24 protein-coding genes are annotated in these 24,305 nt (G+C 71.1%); 14 read left to right on the forward strand and 10 right to left on the reverse strand.

Annotated elements, in window-relative coordinates; genetic code table 11:
- Nucleotides 1-25: 25 nt before the first annotated feature.
- The 5 genes from AB0I66_RS04510 to AB0I66_RS04530 all read right to left on the reverse strand — a co-directional run bounded on the left by AB0I66_RS04510 (nt 26) and on the right by AB0I66_RS04530 (nt 4,707).
- Nucleotides 26-214, reverse strand: a complete 189-nt coding sequence (locus AB0I66_RS04510; protein WP_363206185.1) for a hypothetical protein — start codon at nt 212-214, stop codon at nt 26-28.
- Nucleotides 211-1,248: an ABC transporter ATP-binding protein gene (locus tag AB0I66_RS04515; RefSeq protein ID WP_363206186.1), complete on the reverse strand. Its 1,038-nt coding sequence runs from the start codon at nt 1,246-1,248 to the stop codon at nt 211-213. Before AB0I66_RS04515 ends, AB0I66_RS04510 begins: the two co-directional genes overlap by 4 nt.
- Nucleotides 1,245-2,066 (reverse strand): ABC transporter permease, encoded by an 822-nt coding sequence (locus tag AB0I66_RS04520; protein WP_363206680.1) that lies wholly within the window; start codon nt 2,064-2,066, stop codon nt 1,245-1,247. Before AB0I66_RS04520 ends, AB0I66_RS04515 begins: the two co-directional genes overlap by 4 nt.
- A gap of 65 nt (nt 2,067-2,131) precedes the next feature.
- The gene (locus AB0I66_RS04525) at nt 2,132-3,085 is read right to left on the reverse strand and encodes an ABC transporter permease (RefSeq protein ID WP_363206187.1); all 954 of its coding nucleotides are present in this window, start codon (nt 3,083-3,085) and stop codon (nt 2,132-2,134) included.
- 11 nt (nt 3,086-3,096) lie between these two features.
- Nucleotides 3,097-4,707, reverse strand: coding sequence for an ABC transporter substrate-binding protein (locus tag AB0I66_RS04530; RefSeq protein WP_363206188.1), 1,611 nt, complete (start codon nt 4,705-4,707; stop codon nt 3,097-3,099).
- Between the two features lie 326 nt (nt 4,708-5,033).
- On the opposite strand from AB0I66_RS04530, the gene AB0I66_RS04535 reads away from it, so the two are divergent.
- From AB0I66_RS04535 to AB0I66_RS04545, 3 genes are all read left to right on the forward strand, one after another.
- Nucleotides 5,034-5,447: a VOC family protein gene (locus AB0I66_RS04535; RefSeq protein ID WP_363206189.1), complete on the forward strand. Its 414-nt coding sequence runs from the start codon at nt 5,034-5,036 to the stop codon at nt 5,445-5,447.
- A 128-nt stretch (nt 5,448-5,575) separates the two neighbouring features.
- Nucleotides 5,576-7,102 carry an MFS transporter gene (locus AB0I66_RS04540; RefSeq protein WP_363206190.1) on the forward strand — a complete coding sequence of 509 codons (1,527 nt, stop codon included), beginning with the start codon at nt 5,576-5,578 and terminating at the stop codon, nt 7,100-7,102.
- Nucleotides 7,103-7,121: 19 nt separating this feature from the next.
- Nucleotides 7,122-8,639 (forward strand): MFS transporter, encoded by a 1,518-nt coding sequence (locus AB0I66_RS04545; RefSeq protein ID WP_363206191.1) that lies wholly within the window; start codon nt 7,122-7,124, stop codon nt 8,637-8,639.
- A 15-nt stretch (nt 8,640-8,654) separates the two neighbouring features.
- On the opposite strand, the gene AB0I66_RS04550 is transcribed toward AB0I66_RS04545, so the two are convergent.
- Nucleotides 8,655-9,134 carry a GNAT family N-acetyltransferase gene (locus tag AB0I66_RS04550; protein ID WP_363206192.1) on the reverse strand — a complete coding sequence of 160 codons (480 nt, stop codon included), beginning with the start codon at nt 9,132-9,134 and terminating at the stop codon, nt 8,655-8,657.
- Nucleotides 9,135-9,323: 189 nt separating this feature from the next.
- Between AB0I66_RS04550 and hemC the strand changes: the two genes are divergently transcribed.
- A complete protein-coding gene (hemC, locus tag AB0I66_RS04555) occupies nt 9,324-10,259 on the forward strand; it encodes a hydroxymethylbilane synthase (RefSeq protein ID WP_363206193.1) in 936 nt (311 codons plus the stop codon).
- 21 nt (nt 10,260-10,280) lie between these two features.
- On the opposite strand, the gene AB0I66_RS04560 is transcribed toward hemC, so the two are convergent.
- Nucleotides 10,281-11,039: a DeoR/GlpR family DNA-binding transcription regulator gene (locus AB0I66_RS04560; protein ID WP_363206194.1), complete on the reverse strand. Its 759-nt coding sequence runs from the start codon at nt 11,037-11,039 to the stop codon at nt 10,281-10,283.
- 269 nt (nt 11,040-11,308) lie between these two features.
- On the opposite strand from AB0I66_RS04560, the gene AB0I66_RS04565 reads away from it, so the two are divergent.
- From AB0I66_RS04565 to AB0I66_RS04610, 10 genes are all read left to right on the forward strand, one after another.
- On the forward strand, nt 11,309-12,127 hold the full coding sequence (locus AB0I66_RS04565) for an endo alpha-1,4 polygalactosaminidase (RefSeq protein ID WP_363206195.1): 819 nt from the start codon (nt 11,309-11,311) through the stop codon (nt 12,125-12,127).
- Nucleotides 12,128-12,242: 115 nt separating this feature from the next.
- Nucleotides 12,243-13,571 carry an ABC transporter substrate-binding protein gene (locus tag AB0I66_RS04570; RefSeq protein WP_363206196.1) on the forward strand — a complete coding sequence of 443 codons (1,329 nt, stop codon included), beginning with the start codon at nt 12,243-12,245 and terminating at the stop codon, nt 13,569-13,571.
- Between the two features lie 8 nt (nt 13,572-13,579).
- Complete coding sequence (locus AB0I66_RS04575) at nt 13,580-14,542, forward strand: sugar ABC transporter permease (RefSeq protein WP_363206197.1); 963 nt, start codon at nt 13,580-13,582, stop codon at nt 14,540-14,542.
- Complete coding sequence (locus tag AB0I66_RS04580) at nt 14,542-15,432, forward strand: carbohydrate ABC transporter permease (RefSeq protein ID WP_363206198.1); 891 nt, start codon at nt 14,542-14,544, stop codon at nt 15,430-15,432. Before AB0I66_RS04575 ends, AB0I66_RS04580 begins: the two co-directional genes overlap by 1 nt.
- Before the next feature lie 45 nt (nt 15,433-15,477).
- Nucleotides 15,478-16,437, forward strand: coding sequence for a carbohydrate kinase family protein (locus AB0I66_RS04585; RefSeq protein ID WP_363206199.1), 960 nt, complete (start codon nt 15,478-15,480; stop codon nt 16,435-16,437).
- Nucleotides 16,434-17,744 (forward strand): alpha-glucosidase/alpha-galactosidase, encoded by a 1,311-nt coding sequence (locus AB0I66_RS04590; RefSeq protein WP_363206200.1) that lies wholly within the window; start codon nt 16,434-16,436, stop codon nt 17,742-17,744. Before AB0I66_RS04585 ends, AB0I66_RS04590 begins: the two co-directional genes overlap by 4 nt.
- Before the next feature lie 73 nt (nt 17,745-17,817).
- Nucleotides 17,818-18,693: an SIS domain-containing protein gene (locus AB0I66_RS04595; RefSeq protein WP_363206201.1), complete on the forward strand. Its 876-nt coding sequence runs from the start codon at nt 17,818-17,820 to the stop codon at nt 18,691-18,693.
- A 127-nt stretch (nt 18,694-18,820) separates the two neighbouring features.
- Entirely contained in the window at nt 18,821-19,675 is an 855-nt protein-coding gene (locus AB0I66_RS04600; protein ID WP_363206202.1) for an endo alpha-1,4 polygalactosaminidase, read from the forward strand.
- Between the two features lie 199 nt (nt 19,676-19,874).
- On the forward strand, nt 19,875-20,450 hold the full coding sequence (locus tag AB0I66_RS04605; protein WP_363206203.1) for a hypothetical protein: 576 nt from the start codon (nt 19,875-19,877) through the stop codon (nt 20,448-20,450).
- A 67-nt stretch (nt 20,451-20,517) separates the two neighbouring features.
- Nucleotides 20,518-21,132, forward strand: a complete 615-nt coding sequence (locus tag AB0I66_RS04610) for a hypothetical protein (protein ID WP_363206204.1) — start codon at nt 20,518-20,520, stop codon at nt 21,130-21,132.
- Nucleotides 21,133-21,153: 21 nt separating this feature from the next.
- Here AB0I66_RS04610 and AB0I66_RS04615 read toward each other — a convergent pair whose 3' ends face one another.
- The 3 genes from AB0I66_RS04615 to AB0I66_RS04625 are packed head-to-tail and all read right to left on the reverse strand — an operon-like array spanning nt 21,154 to nt 24,293.
- Nucleotides 21,154-21,885, reverse strand: a complete 732-nt coding sequence (locus tag AB0I66_RS04615) for a hypothetical protein (RefSeq protein WP_363206205.1) — start codon at nt 21,883-21,885, stop codon at nt 21,154-21,156.
- 59 nt (nt 21,886-21,944) lie between these two features.
- Nucleotides 21,945-23,183 (reverse strand): GNAT family N-acetyltransferase, encoded by a 1,239-nt coding sequence (locus AB0I66_RS04620; protein WP_363206206.1) that lies wholly within the window; start codon nt 23,181-23,183, stop codon nt 21,945-21,947.
- Between the two features lie 24 nt (nt 23,184-23,207).
- Entirely contained in the window at nt 23,208-24,293 is a 1,086-nt protein-coding gene (locus AB0I66_RS04625) for a peptidase C39 family protein (RefSeq protein ID WP_363206207.1), read from the reverse strand.
- Nucleotides 24,294-24,305: the final 12 nt, after the last annotated feature.

A 24,305-nucleotide genomic window follows, 5' to 3' on the forward strand; every position in this document is an offset into this window, starting at 1 on the left:
ACGGCTTCACGTGTCTGCGTGGGAGTCACTGTCCGGCCTCCTGAATGGTGGGCGCGAGAACGACGGCGTCCTGCGGATGCCAGCAGGCCGCACGGTGCGCGGCATCGCCATCGGCGGCCCGCACGAGACCGCCAGGTGAGGCGAAGTGCCGTCCCAGGTCGACCAGTTCGAGCACCGGGGCCGTCTCGGCTTCGCGAGTCTGCGTGGGAGTCACTGTCCGGCCTCCTGAATGGTGGGCGTGAGAACCGCGGCGTCCTGCGGGTGCCAGCAGGCCGCGCGGTGCGCGGCATCGGCTCCGGCGGTGCGGGAGACCGCCTTGAAGCCGGGCCTGCCGGTGGTGCATCGGTCGTCGGCGTGCGCGCAGCGCGGGGCGAAGGTGCAGGCGTCCGGCTGCGCGTCGAGACTCGGCACGAGGCCGGGGATCTCGGGCAGCCGCCGCTTGCCCTCGCCGCCAGGGCGGAGGACCGCGCCGAGGAGGCCGCGGGTGTACGGGTGGCGCGGCTCGGCGAACAGTTCGTGCACCGGGGCCTGTTCGACGGGGCGGCCCGCGTACATGACCAGGACGCGGTCGGCGGTGTCGGCCACCACGCCCAGGTCGTGGGTGATCAGCACGATCGCGGTGCCGAGCCGTTCCCGCAGGGACTGCAGGACTTCGAGGATGCCCGCCTGGACGGTGACGTCGAGCGCGGTGGTCGGCTCGTCGGCGATCAGGACGGACGGATCGCAGGCGACGGCTATCGCGATCATGACGCGTTGCCGCATACCGCCGCTGAGCTGGTGCGGATACTCGTCGACGCGCTGGGCGGGCGCGGGGATGCCCACCAGGTCGAGGAGGTCGACGGCACGCGCGCGTGCCTCCTTCTTCGACAGGCCCTGGTGGCGGCGGAGCACCTCGCCTATCTGCCGGCCGATCGTCAGGACCGGGTTGAGCGAGGTCATCGGCTCCTGGAAGATCATCGCGATGTCCTTGCCGCGGACCCGCCCGAGTTCCTTCTCGCTCGCCCCTGCGAGCTCGGCGCCGCCGAGTCTGATCGACCCCTCGATGTGCGCGGTGGGCGGCAGGAGCCCCATCACGGCCATCGCCGTGACGGACTTGCCGCATCCCGACTCACCGACCACCGCGAGCACTTCGCCCGGCGCGACGTCGTACGACAGGTGGTCGACGGCGTGCACGGTGCGGGTGTCGGAGCGGAAGGAGACCGACAGGTCGCGCACGCTCAGTACGGGATTGCTGACGGGGTGACTCATCGGGTGGCTCCTCGGGGGTCGAGGACGTCCCGCAGGCCGTCGCCGAGCAGGTTGAACGCCAGGGTGGCGGCGACGACCGCGAGCCCGGGGAAGACCGCCATCCACGGCGCGGGCGCGAGGAAGGACTGGGCGCCGGAGAGCATCACGCCGAGCGACGCCTCGGGGGGCTGCACTCCCAGGCCGAGGAAGCTGAGCAGCGCCTCCCCGATGATCGCGGCGGGGATGCCGACGGTCGCCTGGACGGTCAGCGCGGAGGTGGCGTTGGGCAGGATGTGCCGGAAGAGGACGGTGGCGTCACCGCCTCCGTTGGCGACGGCGGCGGCCACGTAGTCGACGTGCCGCAGCCGCAAGGTCTCCGCGCGGGTGATGCGGATGACGGCCGGGATCTGTGAGATCCCGATCGCGATGGTCGCGTTGGTGAGCGAGGGGCCGAGCACGGCGGCGAGCCCCACGGCGAGCACCAGGAAGGGGAAGGCCAGCATCGTGTCGGTGAGCCGGGAGACCACGCTGTCGGTGAACTTGCCGTAGTAGCCCGCGAGCAGCCCCAGCGGTACGCCGACGACGAATGCGAGCGCCACCGCCACCACGCCCACCTGCATGGAGGCCCGCGCCCCGTACACGACGCGGGACAGCTGGTCGCGGCCGAGGTCGTCGGTGCCGAGCCAGTGCGACCAGCTGGGCGCGGCGAGCGCGTCCGCGAAATCTGGGCGCGCGGGGTCGTACGGCGCGACCAGTGGCGCGAAGAGCGCCGCGAGGACGAACACGGCGGCGATGACGCCGCCGGTCATGGCGAGCCGGTTCCTGCGCAGGGCGCGCAGCTTGCCGCTGCCTTTGCCCGCCGTGGCGGAACGTGTCCGCCGCAGTCGTGTGAGCACCGCTGTCGTCACCGGGCACCTCCGAGCCGGATGCGCGGGTCGATGACCGAATACGCCACGTCGACCAGCAGGTTGATGAGGATGTACGCGGCGGAGGTGCACAGCACCACGCCTTGCAGGGTCGCGTAGTCGCGGGTGAAGACGGCGTCGATGGTGAGCTTGCCGAAGCCGGGCAAAACGAAGATCTGCTCGGTGACGACGGCTCCCGAGATGAGGTGTCCGAGCTGGAGGCCGAGCACGGTCACGACGGTGACCAGGGAGTTGCGCAGCGCGTGGCCGCCGATGACCTCTCGCCGGGACAGGCCCTTGGCCCGCGCGGTGCGGACGTAGTCGGCGGAGAGCGAGTCGAGCATCGCCGCCCGCGTCTGGCGCATCACGACGGCCGCCAGCCCCGAGCCGAGGACGATCGCGGGCAGCACCATGCGGCGCAGGTTGTCCAGCGGGTCGGTGCCGAAGGGCACGTATCCGGAGGCCGAGAAGACCGGCACGGCGATGGCGAGGCCGAGGACCAGGACCATGCCGAGCCAGAAGGTGGGGACGGAGAGCCCGAGGAGGGCGAGCGCGTTGGCGAGCCACTCCTCCGGCTTTCCGCGTCGCACGGCGGCGACGATGCCCGCACCGATGCCGACCGTGACCGCAAGCAGCAGGGAGAGAGCGGCCAGTTCGAGGGTGATGGGCAGGGCGGCGGCGATCGCGTCGGAGACGGGGAGGCCGGTGCGTGAGGAGGTCCCCAGGTCGCCGGTGATCGCGTGGCCGATGAATCGCCCGTACTGGACGACGATGTTGTCGTTCAGGCCGTAGCTCTCGCGGATGGCGGCGAGTGCCTCGGGGCTGCGCTCCTCACCGGCGAGTGCGAGCGCCGGGTCGCCCGGCAGGGCGCGGATGCCGGCGAAGACGACCATGCTGACGAGGACGAGTGTGATGAGGGACTGGCGTACGCGGGTGAGCAGATAGGACGTCATGGGGCTCAGGCTCATCGGGTGTACCCCGCAGTCGAGAGGCGGACCAGACCGTCTCCGTAGACGCGCACGCCCGCGACGTCCTTGCCGGCGACGATGTAGTTCTTCTGGCGGTAGAGGTAGATGAGCCCGCGCCGCTCCTGGGCGCGGCGGGTCAACTCCCCGTAGATCTTGCTGCGTTCCTCCGGGTCGGCCTCGGCGCGGCCGCGCTCGACCAGCCGGTCGATGCCGGGGTCCGAGAGCCCGTAGGCGTTCATCGCGCCGCGTGTCTGGAGGAAGCTGGCGATGTTGCCGTCCGGGTCGAGCCGCCCCGACCAGCCGCTGGTGAAGGCGTCGTAGCGTCCGGAGTCGGTTTCCTCGAGCATCGTGGCGTACTCGGTGGGGCGCAGCGTGACCGCGAAGCCCGCCTCCTTGGTCATGGCCTGTACGACCTGTCCGATGCGGCTGGATTCGGGCGTGGTGGACACCTTCAGCTCGATGCGGACCGGTGTCTTCACCCCGGCTTCCTTCAGGAGCCGCTTGGCCTTGGCGACGTCCCGTTTGGGGCAGGCCGTCGCCTTGACGCCGGGGGCGATGGCGGACTCGGGCGAGACGGGGCCGCAGGCGGGCTCGTACATGCCCTGGAAGACGACCTTGTTGATGAGGTCACGGTCGATGGCGAGCTCGAAGGCCTCACGGACCCGGGGTTCACGCGCGAGAGGCGTGTCGATGCGGCCCGGCTTCTCGCCCAGGCCCTTGACGTTTCCGACGTTGAAGCCGATGCCCTGGTAGCCGAGCGAGGGCGAGTTGAAGAGCTGGAGGTCGGGCTCGGTGAGCGCGCTGCGCACGTCGACGGGTGTCATCTGGTCGCCCACCTGGATGTCCCCGGAACGCAGGTTGGCCAGGCGTACGTTGCCGTCGGGTATCGGCTTGTAGATCACCTTGTCGAGGTGGACCTGGTCGGCCGCGTAGTAGTTCGGGTCCTTGGCGAGCACGATGCGGTCGCCGCCGACCCGCTCCACGTACTTGAACGGGCCGACACAGGACGGGTGGTTGGTGAAGTTCTTGCCGTACTTCTTGAGCGCGGCGGGTGACATCACCATGCCGGAGCGGTCGGCCAGGACGGCCGTGAGCGGTACGTAGGCCTGCTTGAGCGTGAGCTTCACGGTGTACGGGCCGGTCGCCTCCGCCTTCGAGAGCGGCGCGAGTTCTGTGGCGCGCGCGGAGCCCGCGAGGTCGCGGTGGCGCAGCAGCGAGGTGACGGCGGCGGCCGCGTCCAGCTTGGTGCCGTCGCTGAACCTGAGGCCTTTGCGCAGGGCGAAGGTGACGGTGCGGCCGTCCTTCGACGTCTTGGGCAGGGCTTCGGCCAGCTGCGGGATCACCGTCCCGCGCTCGTCGATGTCGTAGAGCTTCTCGCACATCCCGGCGAAGACGGTGCGGCCCACGAGGGTCTGCGCGAGGGTCGGGTCGAGCTTGTCCGGGTCGGAGTTGAGGGCGACGGTGAGAGTGCCGCCGTCCCGCACGGGACGGTCGTCGGTCATGCGTTCACCGCCGACCTCGGTGGCCGAGGACTGCAGGGAGCCGCAGCCCGCCGTCAGGGACATCACCAGGGCAACTGCCGCGAGGGCAACCGCTTTTCGGCGCACGGGTAGGTACCTCCGCCAGGGTGGTTCCGGGCTGATCGTGGACGATCAAGGAATACGGCAGAACGTATTTCGCATACAGTCCGCACACAAGGGGTCCGTCCGGATGCCGGACCGTATTTGATGAAGATTGAATAACCGGGTGCGACAAATGGCTGCACGCTACATGCAGCGGACTTTCCGTCCATCAGGGGACGACGTGTCGCATGCCCGTCGCGTCCCCGCATGCCCGGCGCCCGGCCGGGCGCCCGTCGCTCGCCGGGCCGATGTCAGTGCCCCGCGCTAGTCTCCGCGCTACTGACCGTTCCACCCCGTTCCGGGAGGTTTTCATGGTCTCGCGACTCAACCCGTATCTGAGCTTCGGCGGCGACGCCCGCCAGGCCCTGGAGTTCTACAAGGAGGTCTTCGGCGGCGAGCTCGCGCTCCACACCTTCGGTGAAGCCGGCCAGCAGGACACTCCGTCCGCCGACAAGATCATGCACGGCATGCTCGAGGCACCGAACGGCTTCACCCTGATGGGCGCCGACACACCGCCCGGCATGGACCACACCCCGGGCAACAACTTCTCGGTGAGCCTCAGCGGCGACGACGAGGCCGAGCTGCGCGGCTACTGGGAGAAGTTGTCCGCCGGCGGCTCGGTCGCCGTGCCGCTGGAGAAGCAGATGTGGGGCGACGTGTTCGGCATGTGCACGGACCGCTTCGGCATCCCCTGGATGGTCAACATCAGCCAGCCGCAGAGCTGACCGTCCCCGCCGCACTGCTCGACGGCTCCGCGGCCCGGGCCTCACCATGCCCCGGTCGCGGGCTCTGAGCAGCGCGTCTACGGTGTGACGGGGATGTCTTGAGAGGCGGGGGACGTCTGGAGGCACCGATGGACCGCTCGCCCGCGCCCGAGCCCTTCGAAGCGGGGCAGACCGCAGGATCAAGCGCCTCCGCTCCCCCACATCCCAGCGGCGGAAGCCACGAGCACCGCTGGCTCATCCTCGGCATCGTCGGCATAGCCCAGCTCATGGTCGTCCTCGACGCGACGATCGTGAACATCGCGCTGCCCTCGGCCCAGCAGGACCTCGGGTTCAGCGACGGCAACCGCCAGTGGATCGTCACCGCGTACGCGCTCGCCTTCGGCAGCCTGCTGCTCCTCGGCGGGCGCATCGCCGACCTGGTGGGCCGCAAGGTCGTCTTCCTCGCCGGTCTCGGCGGCTTCGCGCTCGCCTCGGCCCTCGGCGGCGCGGCGTCCAGTTTCACCATGCTGGTGGTGGCCCGCGCCCTGCAGGGCGTGTTCGGCGCGCTCCTGGCACCGGCCGCGCTGTCCCTGCTCACCACGACGTTCACCGACCCCAAGGAACGCGCCAAGGCGTTCGGCATCTACGGCGCCATCGCGGGCGCGGGCGGCGCGGTCGGTCTGCTTCTCGGCGGCATCCTGACCGAGTACCTGGACTGGCGCTGGTGCCTGTACGTGAACCTGATCTTCGCGGTGTTCGCCATGCTGGGCGGCGCCCGGCTGCTGCACGGCGGCAGGCCCGCCGACCGGCCGAAGCTGGACGTGCCCGGCACCCTGCTGGTCTCCGCGGGCCTCTTCTGCATCGTCTACGGCTTCTCCAACGCCGAGACGCACGCCTGGAGCGACGTGGACACCTGGGGCTTCCTCGTGGTCGGCGCCGTCCTCGTGGCGGCCTTCGCCTGGTGGCAGACGCGGGCCGCACACCCGCTGCTCCCGCTGCGGGTGGTGCTCGACCGGGACCGCGGGGCGTCGTTCCTCGCGATGTTCATCTCCGGCGCGGGCATGTTCGGTGTCTTCCTGTTCCTGACCTACTACCTCCAGCAGATCCTCGGCTACACGCCGGTCAAGACAGGGCTCGCGTTCCTGCCGATGGTCGCCGTGATGGTGGTGATCTCCGTCGTCACGACCAACGTGCTCGTGCCGCGGTTCGGCGCGAAGCCGATCGTGCCGCTCGGCATGGGCCTGGCGGCCGCCGCGATGGCCTGGCTCACCGCACTCGACGTGCACAGCGGGTACGCGGCGCACGTGCTGCCGCCGCTGCTCGTCGCCGGTCTCGGACTCGGTCTGGTCTTCGCGCCGGCGATGAGCATGGCCACCGCCGGGGTCGCCGCGCACGACGCGGGAGTGGCGTCGGCGATGGTCAACACCAGCCAGCAGGTGGGCGGTTCGATCGGCACCGCCCTGCTCAACTCCCTGGCGACGAGCGCCGCGGCCAACTACCTCGTGGGCAAGAATCCGACGCCCCAGGTGAAGGCCCAGTCCGCGATGGAGAGTTACTCGACCGCGTACACCTGGTCGGCGGTCTTCTTCGCGGTCGGGCTGATCGTTACGGTCGTGCTGTACCGCAGGGGAGCACCGGTCCACTCGGACGCGGGCGGCAGCGCGGTGCACATGTAGGCAGGACGGACGGAGGGCGATGGCAACCGCATCCGAGGCTTCGGCGACGGACGACGCCGACGGAGGTGTCGCACTGGCCTCGGCACGGGGCCGCTGGGTGCTCACCTGCGCCGTCCTGGCGTCGGGGATGGCGATGCTGGACGGCACGGTGGTCAACGTCGCCCTGCCCACCCTCGGCCGGGACCTGGACACGTCACTCGCGTCCCTGCAGTGGGTCGTCAACGCCTACATGCTCACGCTCTCCGCGCTGCTGCTGCTCGGCGGGGCGCTCGGCGACCGGATCGGGCGGCGGCGCACCCTGGTCATCGGCGTCGTGTGGTTCGCCGTCGCCTCGGCCTTGTGCGGGCTCGCGCAGAACGCGGGGATGCTCATCGCGGCGCGGGCGTTGCAGGGCATCGGCGGCGCGCTCCTCACGCCGGGGTCGCTCGCCCTGGTGCGTACGTCGTTCCGGCCGAAGGACCAGGCACGCGCGGTGGGTGCCTGGTCGGGGCTCGGCGGGGTGGCGGGCGCGGTCGGGCCGTTCCTGGGCGGCTGGCTGATCGACGGCCCCGGCTGGCGGTGGATCTTCCTGATCAACGTGCCGCTGGCGGCACTCGTCCTCTTCGCGGTCCGGCACGTGCCGGAGAGCCGGTCCGAGGGCGCCGCGGAGAAGCCGTTCGACGTGACGGGGGCGTGCCTGGCGGCACTGTGCCTCGCGGGCATCAGCTTCGCGCTGATCGGCGCCGCGGGAGACTCGTCGGCGGCGGCGCTCCTGCCGGGGCTCGGCGGGCTCGCGGCGGGGGTCGCCTTCGTCGTCGTCGAGCACCGCCGCCGCAACCCGATGCTGCCGCTCTCCCTCTTCCGCTCCCGCCTGTTCAGCGCCGCCAACGTCATGACGCTGTGCCTGTACGCGGCCATCGGCGGGCTCTTGTTCATGCTGCCGGTCCAGTTGCAGACGACGCTGGGCTACGACGCGTTGCAGGCGGGCACGGCGACGCTGCCGATCACGGTCCTGATGCTGCTGCTCTCGGCCGCCGCGGGTGATCTGGCGCGCCGCGTCGGGCCCACCTTGCCGCTGGTCGCGGGCCCGTTGACCGCGGCCGCTGGGGCACTCCTGATGCTGCGGATCGAGCCCGGGGCCGCGTACGTCACGGAAGTCCTCCCCGCGGTCGTGGTCCTCGGCCTGGGGATGAGCCTGTTCGTGGCTCCGCTGACCGCGACGGTCCTCGCCTCGGTCGACGCGGGGCGCGCGGGTCTGGCCAGCGGCGTCAACAACACCGCGGCACGGGTGGCCCAGATGCTGGTCGTCGCCGCGCTGCCGCTGGCGGTGGGTCTCTCGGGCACGGCGTACGCGGACGCGGGCGCGCTGAACTCGGCGTTCGGCAAGGCGGCCGTGGGCTGCGCGGGCCTGTTCGTCCTCGCGGCGGCAGCGGCGGCGCTCTTCATCCGCCCGCGGCCCGCGTCCTGGCACCAGGACGCGGGGAACACGCCGCGTTGCAAGTCCCATCTGGGCGTCGAGGCGCCGCCGTTGGAGCCGGGCAAGGACTGCGCGGGGTAGCGACGGAGGGGTCCGTCAGACCGCCGCGTCCGGTGCCTCGCGCACGAAGAGGGTGACGGTCACGCTCTCCTCGAAGCCGTTGCGCCGCATCAGCGTGGCGGAGGCGGTGTTGCGCGACTCGACGTCGGTCACCACGGCGGTGGCCCCGGCGGCGGTCAGCGTCGCGCAGCAGGCCTGCACCAGATGGCTGGCGACGCCCTTGCCCTGATGGGCGGGGGCGCTGGCGATCCACTCCAGGTTCCCCCAGTCCGCGCGCTGGTCGAACCCCATCGAGCCGAGGACGAACCCGGCGAGATCACCACCGTCGAGCGCCACCCAGCAGGAGGAGGCGTCGGCGTCCAGATGCCGGGCGATCGCCGAGAGGGACCAGGAGGTGTACGGCTTCACCGACGTGTCGTACAGCTCACGTCCCAGGGCCAGTACGTCGGCCAGATGGGTGGGGGCCATGCGTTCGAGAACGATCGGGGACCGCTGGTGTGCGTCGGCGGCTGACATGGAACCTCCCAGGTGACGGACGCCGGGACCCGCGCGGGGGCAGGACGGTGACCGGCTGCTTCTCACGCTATGAGGGCCGGGTGCGTCACGCACGCCAGGACCGGCCGGGCTCACCGGGCCGACCGGACCCGCGGTTCCCGTGCGACGCCCTTTAACAGATGGCGGTGGGAAGCGCCTATCGTGGTGCGCATGTCCGCTCCTGAGCTGATCCGCATCGTCTCCCGTTCCTCCCCCATGGCGCTGGCCCAGGTGGAGCGCGTACGCGCCGAACTCGCCGCGCTGCACCCCGGGATCCGTACGGAGGTCGTGCCGGTCACGACCTCCGGGGACCGCTGGATGGGGGACCTCGCGAAGCTCGGCGGCAAGGGCGCGTTCACCAAGGAGGTCGACGCGGCGCTGCTCGCCGGCGAGGCGGACCTCGCGGTGCACTGCGTCAAGGACGTACCGGCGGACCGGCCGCTTCCGGCGGGCACCACCTTCGCCGCGTTCCTCAGGCGCGACGACATCCGTGACGCGCTCATCCACCCCGGCGGGCTCACCCTGGACGAGCTCCCCGCGGGAACCCGCATCGGCACCTCGTCCGTGCGCCGCATCGCCCAACTGGCCGCCTCGCACCCGGAGTTGGAGTGCGTCCCGATGCGCGGGAACGCCGGGCGCCGGATGGAGAAGCTGGCCGCGGGCGACGCGGACGCGCTGCTGCTCGCGGTGTCGGGCCTCGAGCGCATCGACCGCATGAACGTGGTCACCGAGGTGCTCTCGGTGGAGACGATGTGCCCGCCGATCGGCGCGGGCATCCTGGCGCTGCAGTGCCGCGAGGAGGACACGCGGACCATCGACGCCGTGTCGGGCCTCGGTGACCCGGAGGCCTGGCGGGAGGCCACCGCCGAGCGCATGTTCCTGCACGTCCTGCAGGGCCACTGCAACTCCCCCATCGCGGGGTACGCGCGCTGCGAGCGGGGCGGCGACCTCTCGCTGCGCGCCCGGGTCTTCACCCCGGACGGCAAGACGGTCCTCAACGCCCACGAGTGGGCCGGGCCGCTCGACCCGGCGACGCTCGGCACGTCCGTGGCGGTCACGCTGCTGCGCCAGGGCGCGCGCGAGCTGATCGACTCGATCGCACACTGACCCTTCCTCGACCGGCGGTGCTCACGCGACGGTGACCCGCACACCGACGGCGGCGATGGCGTCCAGCTCGTCGCCGGTCGCCCCGGCGTCGGTCACGAGGGTGTGCACCCCGGCCGTCGGGCAGATCTTGGCGAACGTCGCCCTGCCGATCTTGGTGTGGTCGGCGACCACGACCGTACGGCTGCTGTGTCCCGCGAAGGCGCGGTCGGTGGCCGCCTCCAACTGATCGTGCGTGGTGCACCCGTGGGCGGCACTGATGCCGTCCACCCCGAGGAACGCGATGTCCGTGTGGTGGTCGGCGAGGGTCTTCTCCGCGATGGGGCCCACCAGTTCGTAGCTCTCGCTGCGGGCGGTGCCGCCGACCACGATCAGGGTGACGGTCGGGCGCAGGACCAGGGCGGCCGCGATGTTCACGGCGTTGGTGACGATCGTGACGGGGCCGCGGTCGGCGAGCAGCCTGGCCACCTCCGTGGTGGTGCTGCCGCCGGTCAGACCCACCACCGCACCTGCGGGGACCAGCCGGGCGGCGGCCCGCGCGATGGCCTGCTTCTGCGGGGAACGCTGGTCGATCCGGTGCTTCAGCGGCACCTCGATGCTCACGTTGCCGAGGACCGCGCCGCCGTGCGTGCGTTCGAGGAGCCGCTGGTCGCTCAGCTGCCGCAGGTCCCGGCGCACCGTGGCCTGCGAGACGCCGAGCAGTCCGGCCAACTGCGTGACGTCGGCGCTGCCCTGGGCGGCGACATGCTCAAGTATCCGCGCCTGGCGGTCGCTTCTCAGCACTGGGCGAGCATAGACCCCGGATGCCGTTACGAGCAGAGTCCCGCAGAAATCGTGCGCGTTTGTGCGTGAGTCGGCCAAGTGCTCTTCAGCCCTCATCTCTTGACATGACCGAAGCTGCTCGATTAACTCCCTGGCACGCCGATGCCGAGCACTCGGCGCAGAGGTACGCCTAGCCGGTAGTTGGCCTCGGCCATGAGCCCGGACTGAGTCGCCAGGACCCTTCCCGTGTCCGAGGCGGGGACGTGCCCCCAGACATCTGGAGCTCTGAGATGAGCCTCAATCGTGTTCTGCGCAGGGGTGTCGCCGCGTCCGCGGCCCTCACGGCCACCGCCGCCGCCTGCCTGCTCGCCCCGTCGACCGCCTCCGCGGGCGCGACCGCCGCCCCGCTGCCGCCGCGTCACGCCGGGTTCGACTACCAGATCGGTGGCGCGTACACACCGCTCGCCGGGGTCGAGACCGTCAGCCGGGACGCGGCGGCGGCCCCCGCTCCCGGCCTCTACAACATCTGCTACCTCAACGCCTTCCAGGCCCAGCCGGGGGCGGAGGACGACTGGGATCCCGACCTGCTGCTGCGGGACGGCAACGGCGATGTCGTGTACGACGGCGAATGGGGCGAGGCCGTCCTTGACATCCGCACCGCGTCCAGACGCGAGCGCATCGCCGCCAAGGTCGGCGGCTGGATCGACGGCTGCGCCGACAAGGGCTTCCAGGCCGTCGAGCCGGACAACTACGACACCTTCACCCGCTTCCCCGACCTGCTGACGGCCGACCAGGCCATGTCGTACGTCGCGCTGCTCTCCGCGCACGCCCACGAACAGGGCCTGGCCGTCGCGCAGAAGAACACTCCGCAGCTGGCCGGCGAGCGCGAACGGACGGGGCTCGACTTCGCCGTCGCCGAGGAGTGCGGCGCGTACGACGAATGCGGGGACTACACCTCCGCGTTCGGCGACGACGTCCTGGTCATCGAGTACACGGACGCCGGCCTGCGCAAGGCCTGCGCGGACTACGGCGACCGGTTGGGCATCGTGCGCCGAGACGTCGACGTGACACCAGCGGGCAGCGCCGGCCACCTCCGCGAGACCTGCTGAGCTCCCCAACCCTTTCGACCTCTCCCTACCCCGCCGTGAAAGCACCGGCCCATGGCCTCCGCATGCCCATGGACCTCTCGCGCCGCGCGGGCACCCGATCCCCCTGGAGGCAGTGATGAGCACAGGACCCCGAGCGCCGGGCAGGCCGTCACGGCGCAGTGTGCTGCGCGCGGGCGGCGCGGCCGCGATGGTGGCGGGCGGGGGCGCGCTGGCCGGCTGCGGCACGGGGGCCGCCGACGGAGTCGGGCCCGACGGGCGGGTGACCATCCAGCTGTGGCACGGCCAGACGGACACCGCGGCGACAGTCCTCAAGGGACTGGTGGCCCGTTTTCACGCCGCTCATCCGGACATCCGCGTCGACATGGGCGGCGGTGTCCTCGCCGACGCCATGCTCCAGAAGATCACCGCCGCGCTCGCCGCGGGTTCCTACCCCGACATCGCGTACGTCTTCGGCTCCGACCTGGCCAGCGTCGCCCGGAGCCCCCAGGTGGTCGACCTGACCACCCACGTGCGGGAGGGGCCGACGCCGTGGCGCAACTTCTGGGCCCCGGCCCGGCAGGCCGTCACCGTCAACGGCCGGGTCCGTGCGGTGCCCGCGCTCCTGGACTGCCTCGCCGTGGTCTGCAACAAGAAGCTTTTCGCGCAGGCGGGACTCGATCTGCCCGAACCGGGCTGGACCTGGCAGGAGTTCACCGACACGGCACGCCGCCTGACCGACGCCTCCCGCGGCCGTTTCGGCACCGGCTGGCCCGGCACGGGTGACGAGGACACCGTGTGGCGGATGTGGCCGATGGTGTGGGATCTGGGTGGCGACGTGATCGCCGACGACGGACGCGGCATCGGCTTCGCGAAGGAAGGCGTCCGCGCCCTCGAGGTCGTACGGGACCTGGTGCGCGACAAGAGCGTGTACGTCGACCCCAAGCCCGGCAGCGAGCAGATGTACCAGGTCTTCCTCTCCGGACGCATGGGCATGGTGCCCACCGGGCCCTGGCAGCTGCCGGACATCGCGCAGGCCAAGGTCGATTATCACGTCGTGCCGATGCCCAGCTTCAGCCGGCGCCCCATGACCATCTCGGGCCCCGACACCTGGACGGTCTTCGACAACGGCGAGGCCCGGGAGGCGGCCGCTCGCACCTTCGTCACCTGGCTCAACCAGCCTGCCCAGGACAGCCGTTGGGCCGTCGAGGCTGGCAGCCTCCCGCTGAGCCGGCGCAGCCAGGACCGCCCGGCCTGGCGCGAGCACGCCGCCGACATGCCCGGCCTTCCGGTGTTCACCGAGGCGGTCACGTCGGCGCGGGTCCGCCCCGTGCACGCCGCCTACCCCCGCATCTCCCAGTCCCTCGGGCAGGCGGTCGTCTCCGTGCTGCTCGGCCGCAAGAGCCCCGCCGACGCGGTGCGCTCCTGCGCCGAAGAGGCCAACGCCTCCCTCCTGATCCCGCGTTGAGGACCGACATGCCGCCACTTCCCCGCCCCCTGACCCTGCCGCCGGACCCGTCCGGCCGACGCACCCTGCGCCGTCGGCGCCGCGGCGAGACCGCCACCGCCTGGGCCTTCGTCTCCCCCGCCGTTGTCGTCATCCTCGGACTGAGCGTCCTGCCGGTCGTGTGGTCGCTGCTGCTGTCCTTCCAGGCCAATGACCTTGTCACGCCCAGCCGTTGGGTGGGCCTGGACAACTACCGGGCGCTGTCCCAGGACCCGCACTTCAGCCAGGCCGTGCGCAACACCCTGCTCTACACCCTCTTGTACGTGCCCCTGAGCATCGCCATCGGCCTTGCCCTCGCCCTGGCCCTGAACCGGCGCATCCGCTTCGTCGGCCTGTACCGCACCTTGTTCTTCGTGCCGTTCGTCATCTCGGCCACCGCCCAGGGCGTGCTGTTCTCGTTCATCCTCGATCCCGAGTTCGGGGCGGCCAACTCCGTGCTCCACCGCCTGGGGATCTCGCCGCAGGGCTTCCTCACCGACTCCTCGCAGGCACTGTTCGTGCTGGTCGCGATCACGCTGTGGAGCGGCACCGGGCTGTGCACCGTCATCTACCTGGCCGCGCTGCAGGACGTCGAGCAGTCACTGATCGAGGCGGCCCGCCTGGACGGCGCGGGGCGGTGGCATCTGCTGCGGCACGTGACACTGCCCGCGCTCTCCCCGGTCAGCGTGTTCCTGCTGCTGTGGCAGACCATCCAGTCCCTTCAGGTCTTCGACCTCGTCTATGTGACCACCAAGGGCGGGCCCCTCGGGTCGACCACGGTGATCGTCTACTTCATCTGGGAGCAGGCCTTCAAGAACTTCACCGCCGGGTACGGCGCCGCGGCCGCGTACGTCCTGGCGCTCGCCCTGTTCGTGGTGGCCGTCGTGCTGCGCGTGGTCCGTGGCCGCGGCCCCGGCCGTGAGCGCACCCTTCGTACGAAAGCAGCCACCTAATGACCGCGACGACCACCGCACCCGAGGCCACCGCGCGCCGGGCCGCCGGACCCGCAGCCCTGCGCCACCGCCGCTTCCGGTTGCCGTTCAGCGGCTGGCACGCGCTGCTCGCCCCGCTGGCGCTGCTCTTCGCGGTGCCGCTGATCTGGCTGCTCCTGAGCTCGGTGATGAGCAACGCCGAGATCAACCGCTTCCCGCCGGCGCTGTGGCCGTCGAGCGTCGATCTGGGCGGCTACCGCTATGTGCTCGGCAACGCCATGTTCCCGCGCTGGCTCCTGAACTCCGCGATCGTCTCCGCCGTCGCGGTCACGTCGAACCTCGTCTTCGGCGCGCTCGGCGGCTACGCGTTCGCACGCATGCGCTTCCGTGGCTCGCGGACGCTGCTCGTGCTGATGCTGGCGACGATGGCGGTGCCCTTCCAGCTGACGATGATCCCCACCTTCCTCGTGATGAAGAAGCTCGGCCTCATCGACACCCTCGGCGCCCTGATCGTGCCTTCCCTGGTCACGCCGTTCGCGGTGTTCCTGCTGCGGCAGTTCTTCCTCTCCCTGCCCAGGGAACTGGAGGAGGCCGCCTGGATCGACGGCTGTTCGCGGCTGCGGGTCCTCTGGTCGATCGTGCTGCCACTCGCTCGGCCCGCGCTCGCCACGGTGGCCGTACTGACCTTCCTCACCACGTGGAACGACCTGACCTGGCCGCTCATCGCGATCAACCACGACACCCAGTACACGCTGCAGCTGGGACTCACCACCTTCCAGGGGCAGCACCACACCCGCTGGTCCGCGGTGATGGCGGGCAACGTGATCACCGTCCTCCCGGTCCTGCTCGCGTTCCTCTTCGCCCAGAAGGCCTTCATCCGCTCGGTCACCTCCAGCGGCCTGAAGGGCTGACCTTCCCTTTTCCGCCCCCTCCCCCGTACGACCCGAAGGAAGTCGATGCCCCCCTCGTACGATCTGCTCGTGATCGGGGACGCCAACCCCGATGTGATCCTGGGCCCGCTGACCGGCCCGCTCGCCTTCGGCCAGCGTGAACAACTCGTCGACGCCGGGGCCCTGACCCTCGGCGGCTCGGCGGCGATCATGGCGTGCGGGGCCGCCCGCCTGGGCCTGAAGGTGGCCTTCGCCGGGCGCGTGGGCGATGACGAGGCCGGGCGCTACATGCGCGACGCGCTCACCGCACGCGGCGTCGACACCCGGGCCCTGCGGACGGACGCCTCCCGGCCGACCCCGCTCACCGTCGTGCTCACCCAGGGCGAGGACCGGGCCATCCTCACCTCTCCGGGCACTCTGACCACCGTCAGCGGCGACGACGTTCCCGCCGAGCTCCTTGCCGACACCCGGCACGTCCACGCCGCCTCGTACTTCCTCCAGCCCCGCCTGGCCGCCGACCTGCCCCGGCTGCTGCGCACCGCACGATGGCACGGCGCGAGCACGTCCCTGGACACCCAGGACGACCCGTCGGGGCGGTGGGACCGGGCAGCCCTCGACGCCGTGCTCGCCGAGACCGACATCCTGCTGCCCAACGCCCGAGAAGCCCTGCACCTGGCGGGGACACCGACGGGCGGCAGCCCGGAGCGCGCGGCCGAACTCCTGGCCGCCCGCGTCCCGTTGATCGTCGTCAAGAACGGCGCCGCGGGCGCCCTCTGTCACAACGGCCACACCCTGCTGACCGCACCGGGCCTGCCCCTGACCCCCGTCGACACCGTCGGCGCCGGGGACAGCTTCGACGCCGGATTCATCACCGCGCTGCTCGACGGACGGCCCCCGCACGAGGCGCTGCGGTTCGCCGTCGCCTGCGGGTCGCTGTCCACCCGCGCCCACGGCGGCACGCAGGCCCAGCCCACGCGGGACGAAGTCCTCGCCCACACCACCCCGAGCGGAGCGCACGCCTCATGACCCACCCCAAGATCGCCTTCATCGGCGCCGGCAGCGTCGTCTTCACCCAGGGCCTGCTCGCCGACCTCTTCGCCTTCCCCGAACTGAAGGGCGCCCACATCGCCCTGCACGACATCGACGCCGAACGTCTGACCACCGCACAGGCCGCGGCCTCCTACATCGCCGGACATCTCGGCGCGCACGCCACCGTCACGAGCCACGCCGACCGCCGCGCGGCCCTGGAAGGCGCGGACTTCGTCATCAACATCGTGCAGGTCGGCATGGGCGAGGCCACCCGCACCGACTTCGAGATCCCGGCCGGTCACGGACTGCGCCAGACCATCGGCGACACCCTCGGCATCGGCGGCATCTTCCGCGCCCTGCGCACCTTCCCGCTCCTGAAGGCCCTCGGCGCGGACATCGCCGAACTGTGCCCGGACGCATGGCTCCTGAACTACACCAACCCCATGGCCATGAACATCCAGTACCTCAGCCGGGCCACCGGCCTGACCCGGGTCGTGGGCCTGTGCCACTCCGTGTACTGGACCATGCGGGATCTGGCCGAGCTGATCGACGTCCCGTACGAGGAGATCACCTACCGGGCGGCGGGCGTCAACCATCAGGCGTGGGTGCTGAAGTTCGAGCACCAGGGCCGCGACCTCTACCCACGGCTCGACGAACTCATTGCGGGGGACGCGCAGTTGCGGCGCCGCGTCCGCGTCGACATGTACCGGCGGCTCGGCTTCTACCCCACCGAGACCAGCGAGCACTCCTCCGAGTACGTCCCCTGGTACCTGCACCATGACAGCGAGATCGAGCGCCTGCGGCTGCCGGTCGGCGCCTACCTCGGCATCGTCGAGGAGAACGTCGCCGCCTATCACCACACCCGTGACGCCCTGGCCGCCGGTGAACCGCTCACCGTCGAGGGCACCATGGAGTACGCCCCGCAGATCATCCACAGCATCGTGACCGGCACCCCGCGCACCGTCTACGGCAACGTCCCCAACCACGGCCTGATCGACAATCTCCCGGGCCACGGGGTGGTCGAGGTGCCCTGCCTCGTCGACGCCTCCGGCATCCAGCCCACCCGCGTGGGCTCGCTGCCCCCGCAACTGGCGGCGCTCAACCGCACGTACCTCAGCATGAACGACCTGGTCGTACGCGCCGCCATCGACGACGAGCCGCGCCACATCCGGCACGCCGCGATGACGGACCCGGCCACGGCGGCGGCCCTGCCCGTGGAACAGATCTGGCGGCTGTGCGACGACATGGTCAGCGCCCACGCGGAGCGCCTCCAGCCGTCCTTGCGCCTTCTGCTGGGCCACTGAGCCGCCCCGTCACACCCGTCCCATCACGCCCACCCCATCGCCTTCACCTGACCGGCCAGAGAAAGCACCCGCCATGTCGCTCACGAGCCAGGAAATCGACTCCCAGCCGCAGTGCTGGGAGTACGCGCTGAAGCAACTCCCGGAATACGCACAGGCATTGCCCGCCAAGGGCGAGCGGGTCGCCGTGATCGGCTGCGGTACGTCGCTGTTCATGGCCCAGGCCTACGCGCACCTGCGGGAGGACCTGGGGCACGGCCCCACCGACGCGTTCCCCGCGTCCGCGGCCCGGTTGCACCGCCCCTACGACCGCATCCTGGCCCTCACCCGTTCCGGCACCACCACCGAGGTCCTCACCGCCCTCGGGGCCCGCTCCTCCGCGCGCGTCACCACGCTCACGGCGGTGCCCCGGTCGCCCGCCGCGCGCGCCGCCGACGACGTGATCATCCTCGACCACGCCGACGAACGGTCCGTCGTCCAGACCCGCTATCCGACCACTCAACTGATGCTCCTGCTGGCCCACTTGGGACACGACGTCGACCGGGCACTGACCGACGTGGCCACGGCCCTGAGCGCGCCGCTGGATCCACGGCTGGTGGCGGCGGAGCAGGTGACCTTCCTCGGCGACGGCTGGCACGCCGGGCTCGCGCACGAGGCGGCGCTCAAGGTGCGTGAGGCGGCGGCCCGGTGGACCGAGTCCTACCCCGTCATGGAGTACCGCCACGGCCCCATCGCGGTGGCCGGACCCGGACGAGCCGTGTGTAGCCTGTCGCCGCTGCCCGCGGAGCTGGCCGCCCGGATCGAGGCCACCGGCGCGTACCTTCGCCGCCCTGAGCTCGACCCGCTCGCGGAACTCGTGCTCGCCCAGCGTCTTGCCGTGCGCCTTGCCGAGGACGCGGGGCGCGACCCCGACAAGCCGGCCCATCTGACCCGCTCGGTGGTCCTGCCCTGAACCGCCTCGCGCCGGTCCGAGGTCATCCTGCCCGCCGAGGCCCCGGCTGACATACGTAAGATCGACATCGCGCCACATTTCGCCACACGGAACCCACACCGGCAGCCGCCCCGAACGGAAGTCTCCGATGCACCCCCCGTACCACCCGTACCGTTCGCGCCCCGCCCGGCTGGCCGCCTGCGCCGCCGCCCTCCTCCTGGCCGCTGCCGCTTGTACCACCGACGACGGCAAGGACACCCCGGCCACGGACCAGTCGGACGCCGTACGCGCACCGGAGGCGAACGCCGTCTTCGACTACCAGCTCGGCGGCCCCTACCCGCCCGCCGACGCCGTGCGGGCGGTGTCCCGCGACCGCACCGCCGAACCGGCCGACGGCCTCTACAACGTGTGCTACGTCAACGCCTTCCAGACCCAGCCGGGCAAGGCCATCACCTGGTGGAAGAAGAACCACCCGGACCTGCTCCTGAAGGACGACGCAGGTTCCCTGGTGATCGACGAGGACTGGGAGGAGCCGCTCCTGGACATCTCCACGCCCGGCAAGCGCCGGGAGCTGATGGAGGTCGTCGGGCCGTGGATCGACGGCTGCGCCGACGCGGGTTACGACGCCGTGGAGCCCGACAACCTCGACTCCTACGAGCGTTCGGACGATCTCCTCACGACCGGGCACGCCGCCGCCTTCGCCGAACTGCTCGCCGAGCGGGCGCACAGCCGTGGCCTGGCCATCGCCCAGAAGAACACCACCGACCTCCTCCCCGAGCGCCGTCGTGTCGGTCTCGACTTCGCCGTGGTCGAGGAGTGCGCGGCGTACAAGGAGTGCGGCGACTTCGCCGACGCCTACGACGACAAGGTCTTCGCCGTCGAGTACACGCGCAAGGACTACCGCAACGCCTGTGACGCCTGGGGCTCTCGCCTTTCCGTCACCCTGCGCGACCGCGACGTCAGCCCCAAGGGAGCGAAGGGGTACGTCTTCGCGCAGTGCTGATGACCGTTCGCCACGAATCGGCGCGGTATCCGCTTCTGACCGTTTCACCCTTCGTCGTGCCCGAAGGGCCCTCTCACGGTGCCCGAGTCGCCTCAACCGCCCCTATCGGCACAGGAATTCGAGATTCCAGCCGCGGACGCGGGACCGCAGCCACTACACAGGATGGTGATGTGCCCACGCCAGAAATGGAGGTATCCGTATGGCGACACGGAACAAGAACACGCGCCGCAGCCGTTTGACGGGGGCCGCGCTCGCGGTCACCACCGGCCTGGTCTGCACCGTCTCGACCCAGTCGGCGGGCGCCGACGAACCGACCGGAGCAGACGAACCGACGGAACGACACTGCGTACTGGACGCGACCACCGGAAAGCAGACCTGCTTCGGCACGTTCGCCGAGGCCATGGTCCGAGCCGGCAACGGCAGTGTCACGGACGCACCGGCCACCCCACGGGCCGCCGTCGACTCGTCCTCGTTCCGCGCGCAGGCCGGGGACGTCATCCAGGGAACGTTCTTCAGCGATCCCGGTTTCTCGGGCGACTCGCTCACCATCAGCGGCCCCTCGCTCTGCGAGAAGGACGGCTGGGTCAACTGGCAGTACGACCTCGGCGACGACTGGAAGAACCGCATCTCCTCCGTGCAGCCCTGGGGCAACTGCGCGATCTGGCTCTACCCCGAGCCCAACCTCGGCGGTGACCGCGACGGACCGTTCGACGAGAACACCTCGGACGTCGGCCAGATGATGAACGACCGCACCCAGTCGATCGGCTTCAGCTAGATCGCTGCCGCGCTCTCGTGCGCGTTTCCCCCCACCTGCATCACCTTCCCCCCACTGGAGATCACACATGATCACCCGTACCCGTCTGACCGTCCTGCTGGCGGCGATGACCACCGCGGGCGGCCTCGCCCTCGCGCCCGCCGCGCAGGCCGACGAGGAACCCCCCACCATCCGCGAACTGCTCGACAAGTGCGACAACGGCACCGACTCGTGCGTCTTCCACCCCGAAGGACCCGGCACCGACTCGATGGGCGAGGCGCACCAGGTGGGCGACAGCGCCTACAACTGCACGCCCGACCTGCAGCGTTCCAGCATCTCCTGGGCGGACACGACCGGCGAGTCCAACAGCGTCGGAGTCTCGCTCAGCGCGGAGTACGGCTTCGCCGAGGTGTTCAAGGTAAGCATCGAGACCTCGTACGGGCACACCTGGGAGAGCTCGCACACCGAGACCGCCACGACCAACGTCGACGTCCGCCCCGGCGAGGTCGGCTGGGTCACACGCGAGTCGCAGATGCAGCGCGTCAAGGGCACCTACGAGCTGCACTTCGAGGACAAGTTCCACGGCCACTACATCTGGTACGCGCCCTTCGACGCGACCGGCCCGAAGCCGGACGCGCCGAGCACCAAGACGCAGCACACCCGCCCCATGACGGACCAGGAGAAGGCCGAACACTGCGGCTGACGCACCGCCGGCTCCGCCGCGTCAGTCACGCGGCCCTTGCGTGAGCCGGTCGAGCTGCTTGCCGGCCACCACATCGAGAGGGAAGCCGGGGGTGCGCTGTGCACCCCGGTCGCTGAACTCCACGGTGAGGGCACCCACCCGCACCCAGATGTGGTGGTCGGACAGCACGGTGCCCTTGGGGCCGTCCATGCTCAGGTCGAAGGCGACGGCCTCGTCACCGAGGCCGTCGGGCGCCTTCGACATGGTGATGCGGGAGTTGAGCTTCCCCTCCGGGGTCTGCCCCACCAAGGTCTCGCACGTCTTGAGCCCCTGCACGAGCCCTCGGAACTGCCTAGACGCGCCGTCCCCGACATACGAGGCCAGCCAAGTCCGGCCGCCCCACTGGTTGTTCCGCCACCAGAAGTCCTGGATCACGGACGTGGACGCGTCATGCGCCACGAGCGCGTCGAACACGTCCTGACATCCCGGCCCCGGCACCAGAACCCGCGGATCGTACTTGGGCACGGGCCCCTGCACCGGCGCGCTGTCGATCCCCGGCACATCCCCGTCCGCCAGCAGCAGATCCTTCAACTGCCGGGCCGTCAACGGTGAGGACGGGCTCGGAGACGACGACGGAGACGCCGACGCCGACGCCGGAGCTGATTCCTTCGGCTCCAGGGCCTCGGCCGAACCCCGCGCCGAACACCCCGCGACGGCCACGACCACCCCGGCGGCCACCACCGCACCCACTGCCTCACGACATGCTGACCACATCGCCGCTGCCCCCTTGATCTGCCGCTGATCTTCCGCGTCTGCGACGCGCAGACCTTACGTCAGAACCAGTGCAGGCAGTGCGGCGCCCGTCCCGTGCGGAAAAGTGCGTCCGCGAGGACGGTGGCGTCCGGGCGGTGGGCCCGGATGTGTCCCGCGCGCACGAGCGTGCTCGGGGCGGTGCCGCCCAGGTAGAGCGAGCCCAAGTCCCTTATGTCCAGGGACAGGTCGGGCCGGCGGTCCGTGGGGACGCAGGCGGCCTTGCCGTCGCGGACCGTCAGGAGGTAGCGGCCGTGCTCGCCGAGGAACGGGTCGTCGACGTCGAGGACCAGCTCACCGTCGGCGAACCAGCCGCGTGCCGTCAGGGCACGCGGGACATCGAGGAGGCGCACCCACAGCCAGTCCGTGTGGTCGCCGACCGTCCCTGCCCGGAAGTCGGCCAGTTGCCAGCGCAGCGGGTGCTCGGGCGGGACGTGCCGGAACACGACCTGCGAGACCAGGTCGTGTCCGAGCACGAACCGGGCCAGGGCGGTGAAGACCGCGTCGTCGGTGGCTATGGTCTCGTCGACCGTGAGGGTGTTGGGTTCGCCGACGGAGTAACTGGCGTATCCGTCGGCCGTGCCGTCGGCGTCCCGGTGGACGGCGACATAGCGCGGTGCGGGCGAGACCGGCGACTGCCCCGCTCCCAGGGCCCACCAGCGGTGCGGCCGGGACAGCGCGCCGGTCTGGGCGCGGCGGTACCGGTCGTAGACCTCTTCGAGGATCTCGCCGCACTCGGCGCGCCGCAGCACCTCGACCGACCCGCTGTCCGTGCGGCTCTCGGTCTCCGGTGCGTCGGCCGTCGCCCGCGCCCGGGGAACCGCGAGGGCGGCTCGGTGGCGCGGCACCGTCAGCCGGGCGGTGTAGGTCGCCGGGCCGTAACCGAACCTGCCGTAGATCGGCGCCTCGGAGGCCAGGAGCACCGAGAGGAACTCGCCCCGGGCCCGCACATCGGTGAGCTGGTGCCGCATCATCGCGCTGAGCACGCCACGCCGCCGGTGCGAGGGCAGGACGCCGACCGCGCTCACTCCGGCGACCGGAGTGGGTATCTGACCGGGCAGGGTGAGGTCGAAGGAGTACGCGGCGGCGGTGCCCACCGGCCGCCCGTCGGCTGTGACGGCCAGGAGACCGCGGTCCATTTCGAGCGCCGACCACCAGCGCCCGCCCTCCGCGACCGGGGTTTCCGGGAACTGCCCGAAGGCCGCGTGGACCGTGTCGACGAAGACGTCCAGGTCCTCGTCGGTCGTGGGACGAATGTGCATCGCTGTTGCTTCCTTGTCGAGATATCAGGCGCTGATGGTCACCGCGCCGCGAACGCCATCCGGCGAGATGGCCGACATCGCGTCGAGCGACGGGTCGGGGACGGGCAGGAGATGGGCGTCGACCCAAGTGTCCCCCGTCGCCGCGTTGGCCCAGGGATCGTCGATGACGACGGCGCCGGGTACGACACCGTGGCAGAGCACCCAGTGCGGCACCTCGAACCCCTGCATCCGGTCGAGCGAGAGCAGGAGCAGTACGTGCGCGCCTCGGCCGATCGCCTCCCGGACCGCGGTCAGGGAGAGGCGGCTCGGGTCGACCGGGACACCGATGCGTTCCGCGTCCGCGCGGGAGGCGCGCTGGAGCAGGGCACGCCACTCCTGGTCGCTCTCCGGGTAGTGGTCGAGCATGACCGGCCGGTCGGTGTCCAGGTGGACCGCGACCGGGGACGCGGGCCAGGCCCGGCTCACGGCGACGCCAAGACCGACGGGCTCGCACGCGAGGAAGTTGGTGGCATCGCGCCACAGCGTCAACTCCGCCTGCCGGTCAAGGGCCTCCCGCGGCAGCCTCCCCGCGTGCGCCTGCGCGACCAGGGCGGTGACGGCGCCGCAGGTGAAGTGCGTGCTCTGCCCGTAGTACGGCGGCTCGCTCGGTACGCCGTCGCGCAGCCAGCGCACGTAACCGGTGGCCGGTCCCGCCGCCCCCTCCGACTGCGTGAGCGGAGGGCCCAACGGGGCGAAGCCGGCGGCAGCGGCGTCCTCGGGGCGCGCCGACCACCCTTCCCACTTGAGCTGCGCGAGATCTCGGTGGCGTGCGTGGGCGACGACCGCCTCCATAGCTGCCGGTACGTCGCCGACGGCATCCACGACCTTCAGATAGGCCGTGCCCGGGCGTGCCGTCACGAGCGCGGCAGCGGTCCAGTCCTCGCCGTCGTCGCCGGGTACGGCCACGATGTGCGGGGTGTGGGCGGAGCGGTCGACCGCTCGCCAGCGCTCCGACACCTCGTGGTCGGCGAGCCGCGCCAGTTGGGTCGGCGGGGCGTCTCGCTCGTAGGGAACGACGATGCTCCGCACGGGCTCTGCGGGCCGCGCGGGCGTTTCCTGATGGGGCGACATGCTGGGTGCTCC

The sequence above is a fragment of the Streptomyces sp. NPDC050439 genome (assembly GCF_040655335.1).
Lineage (GTDB): Bacteria > Actinomycetota > Actinomycetes > Streptomycetales > Streptomycetaceae > Streptomyces.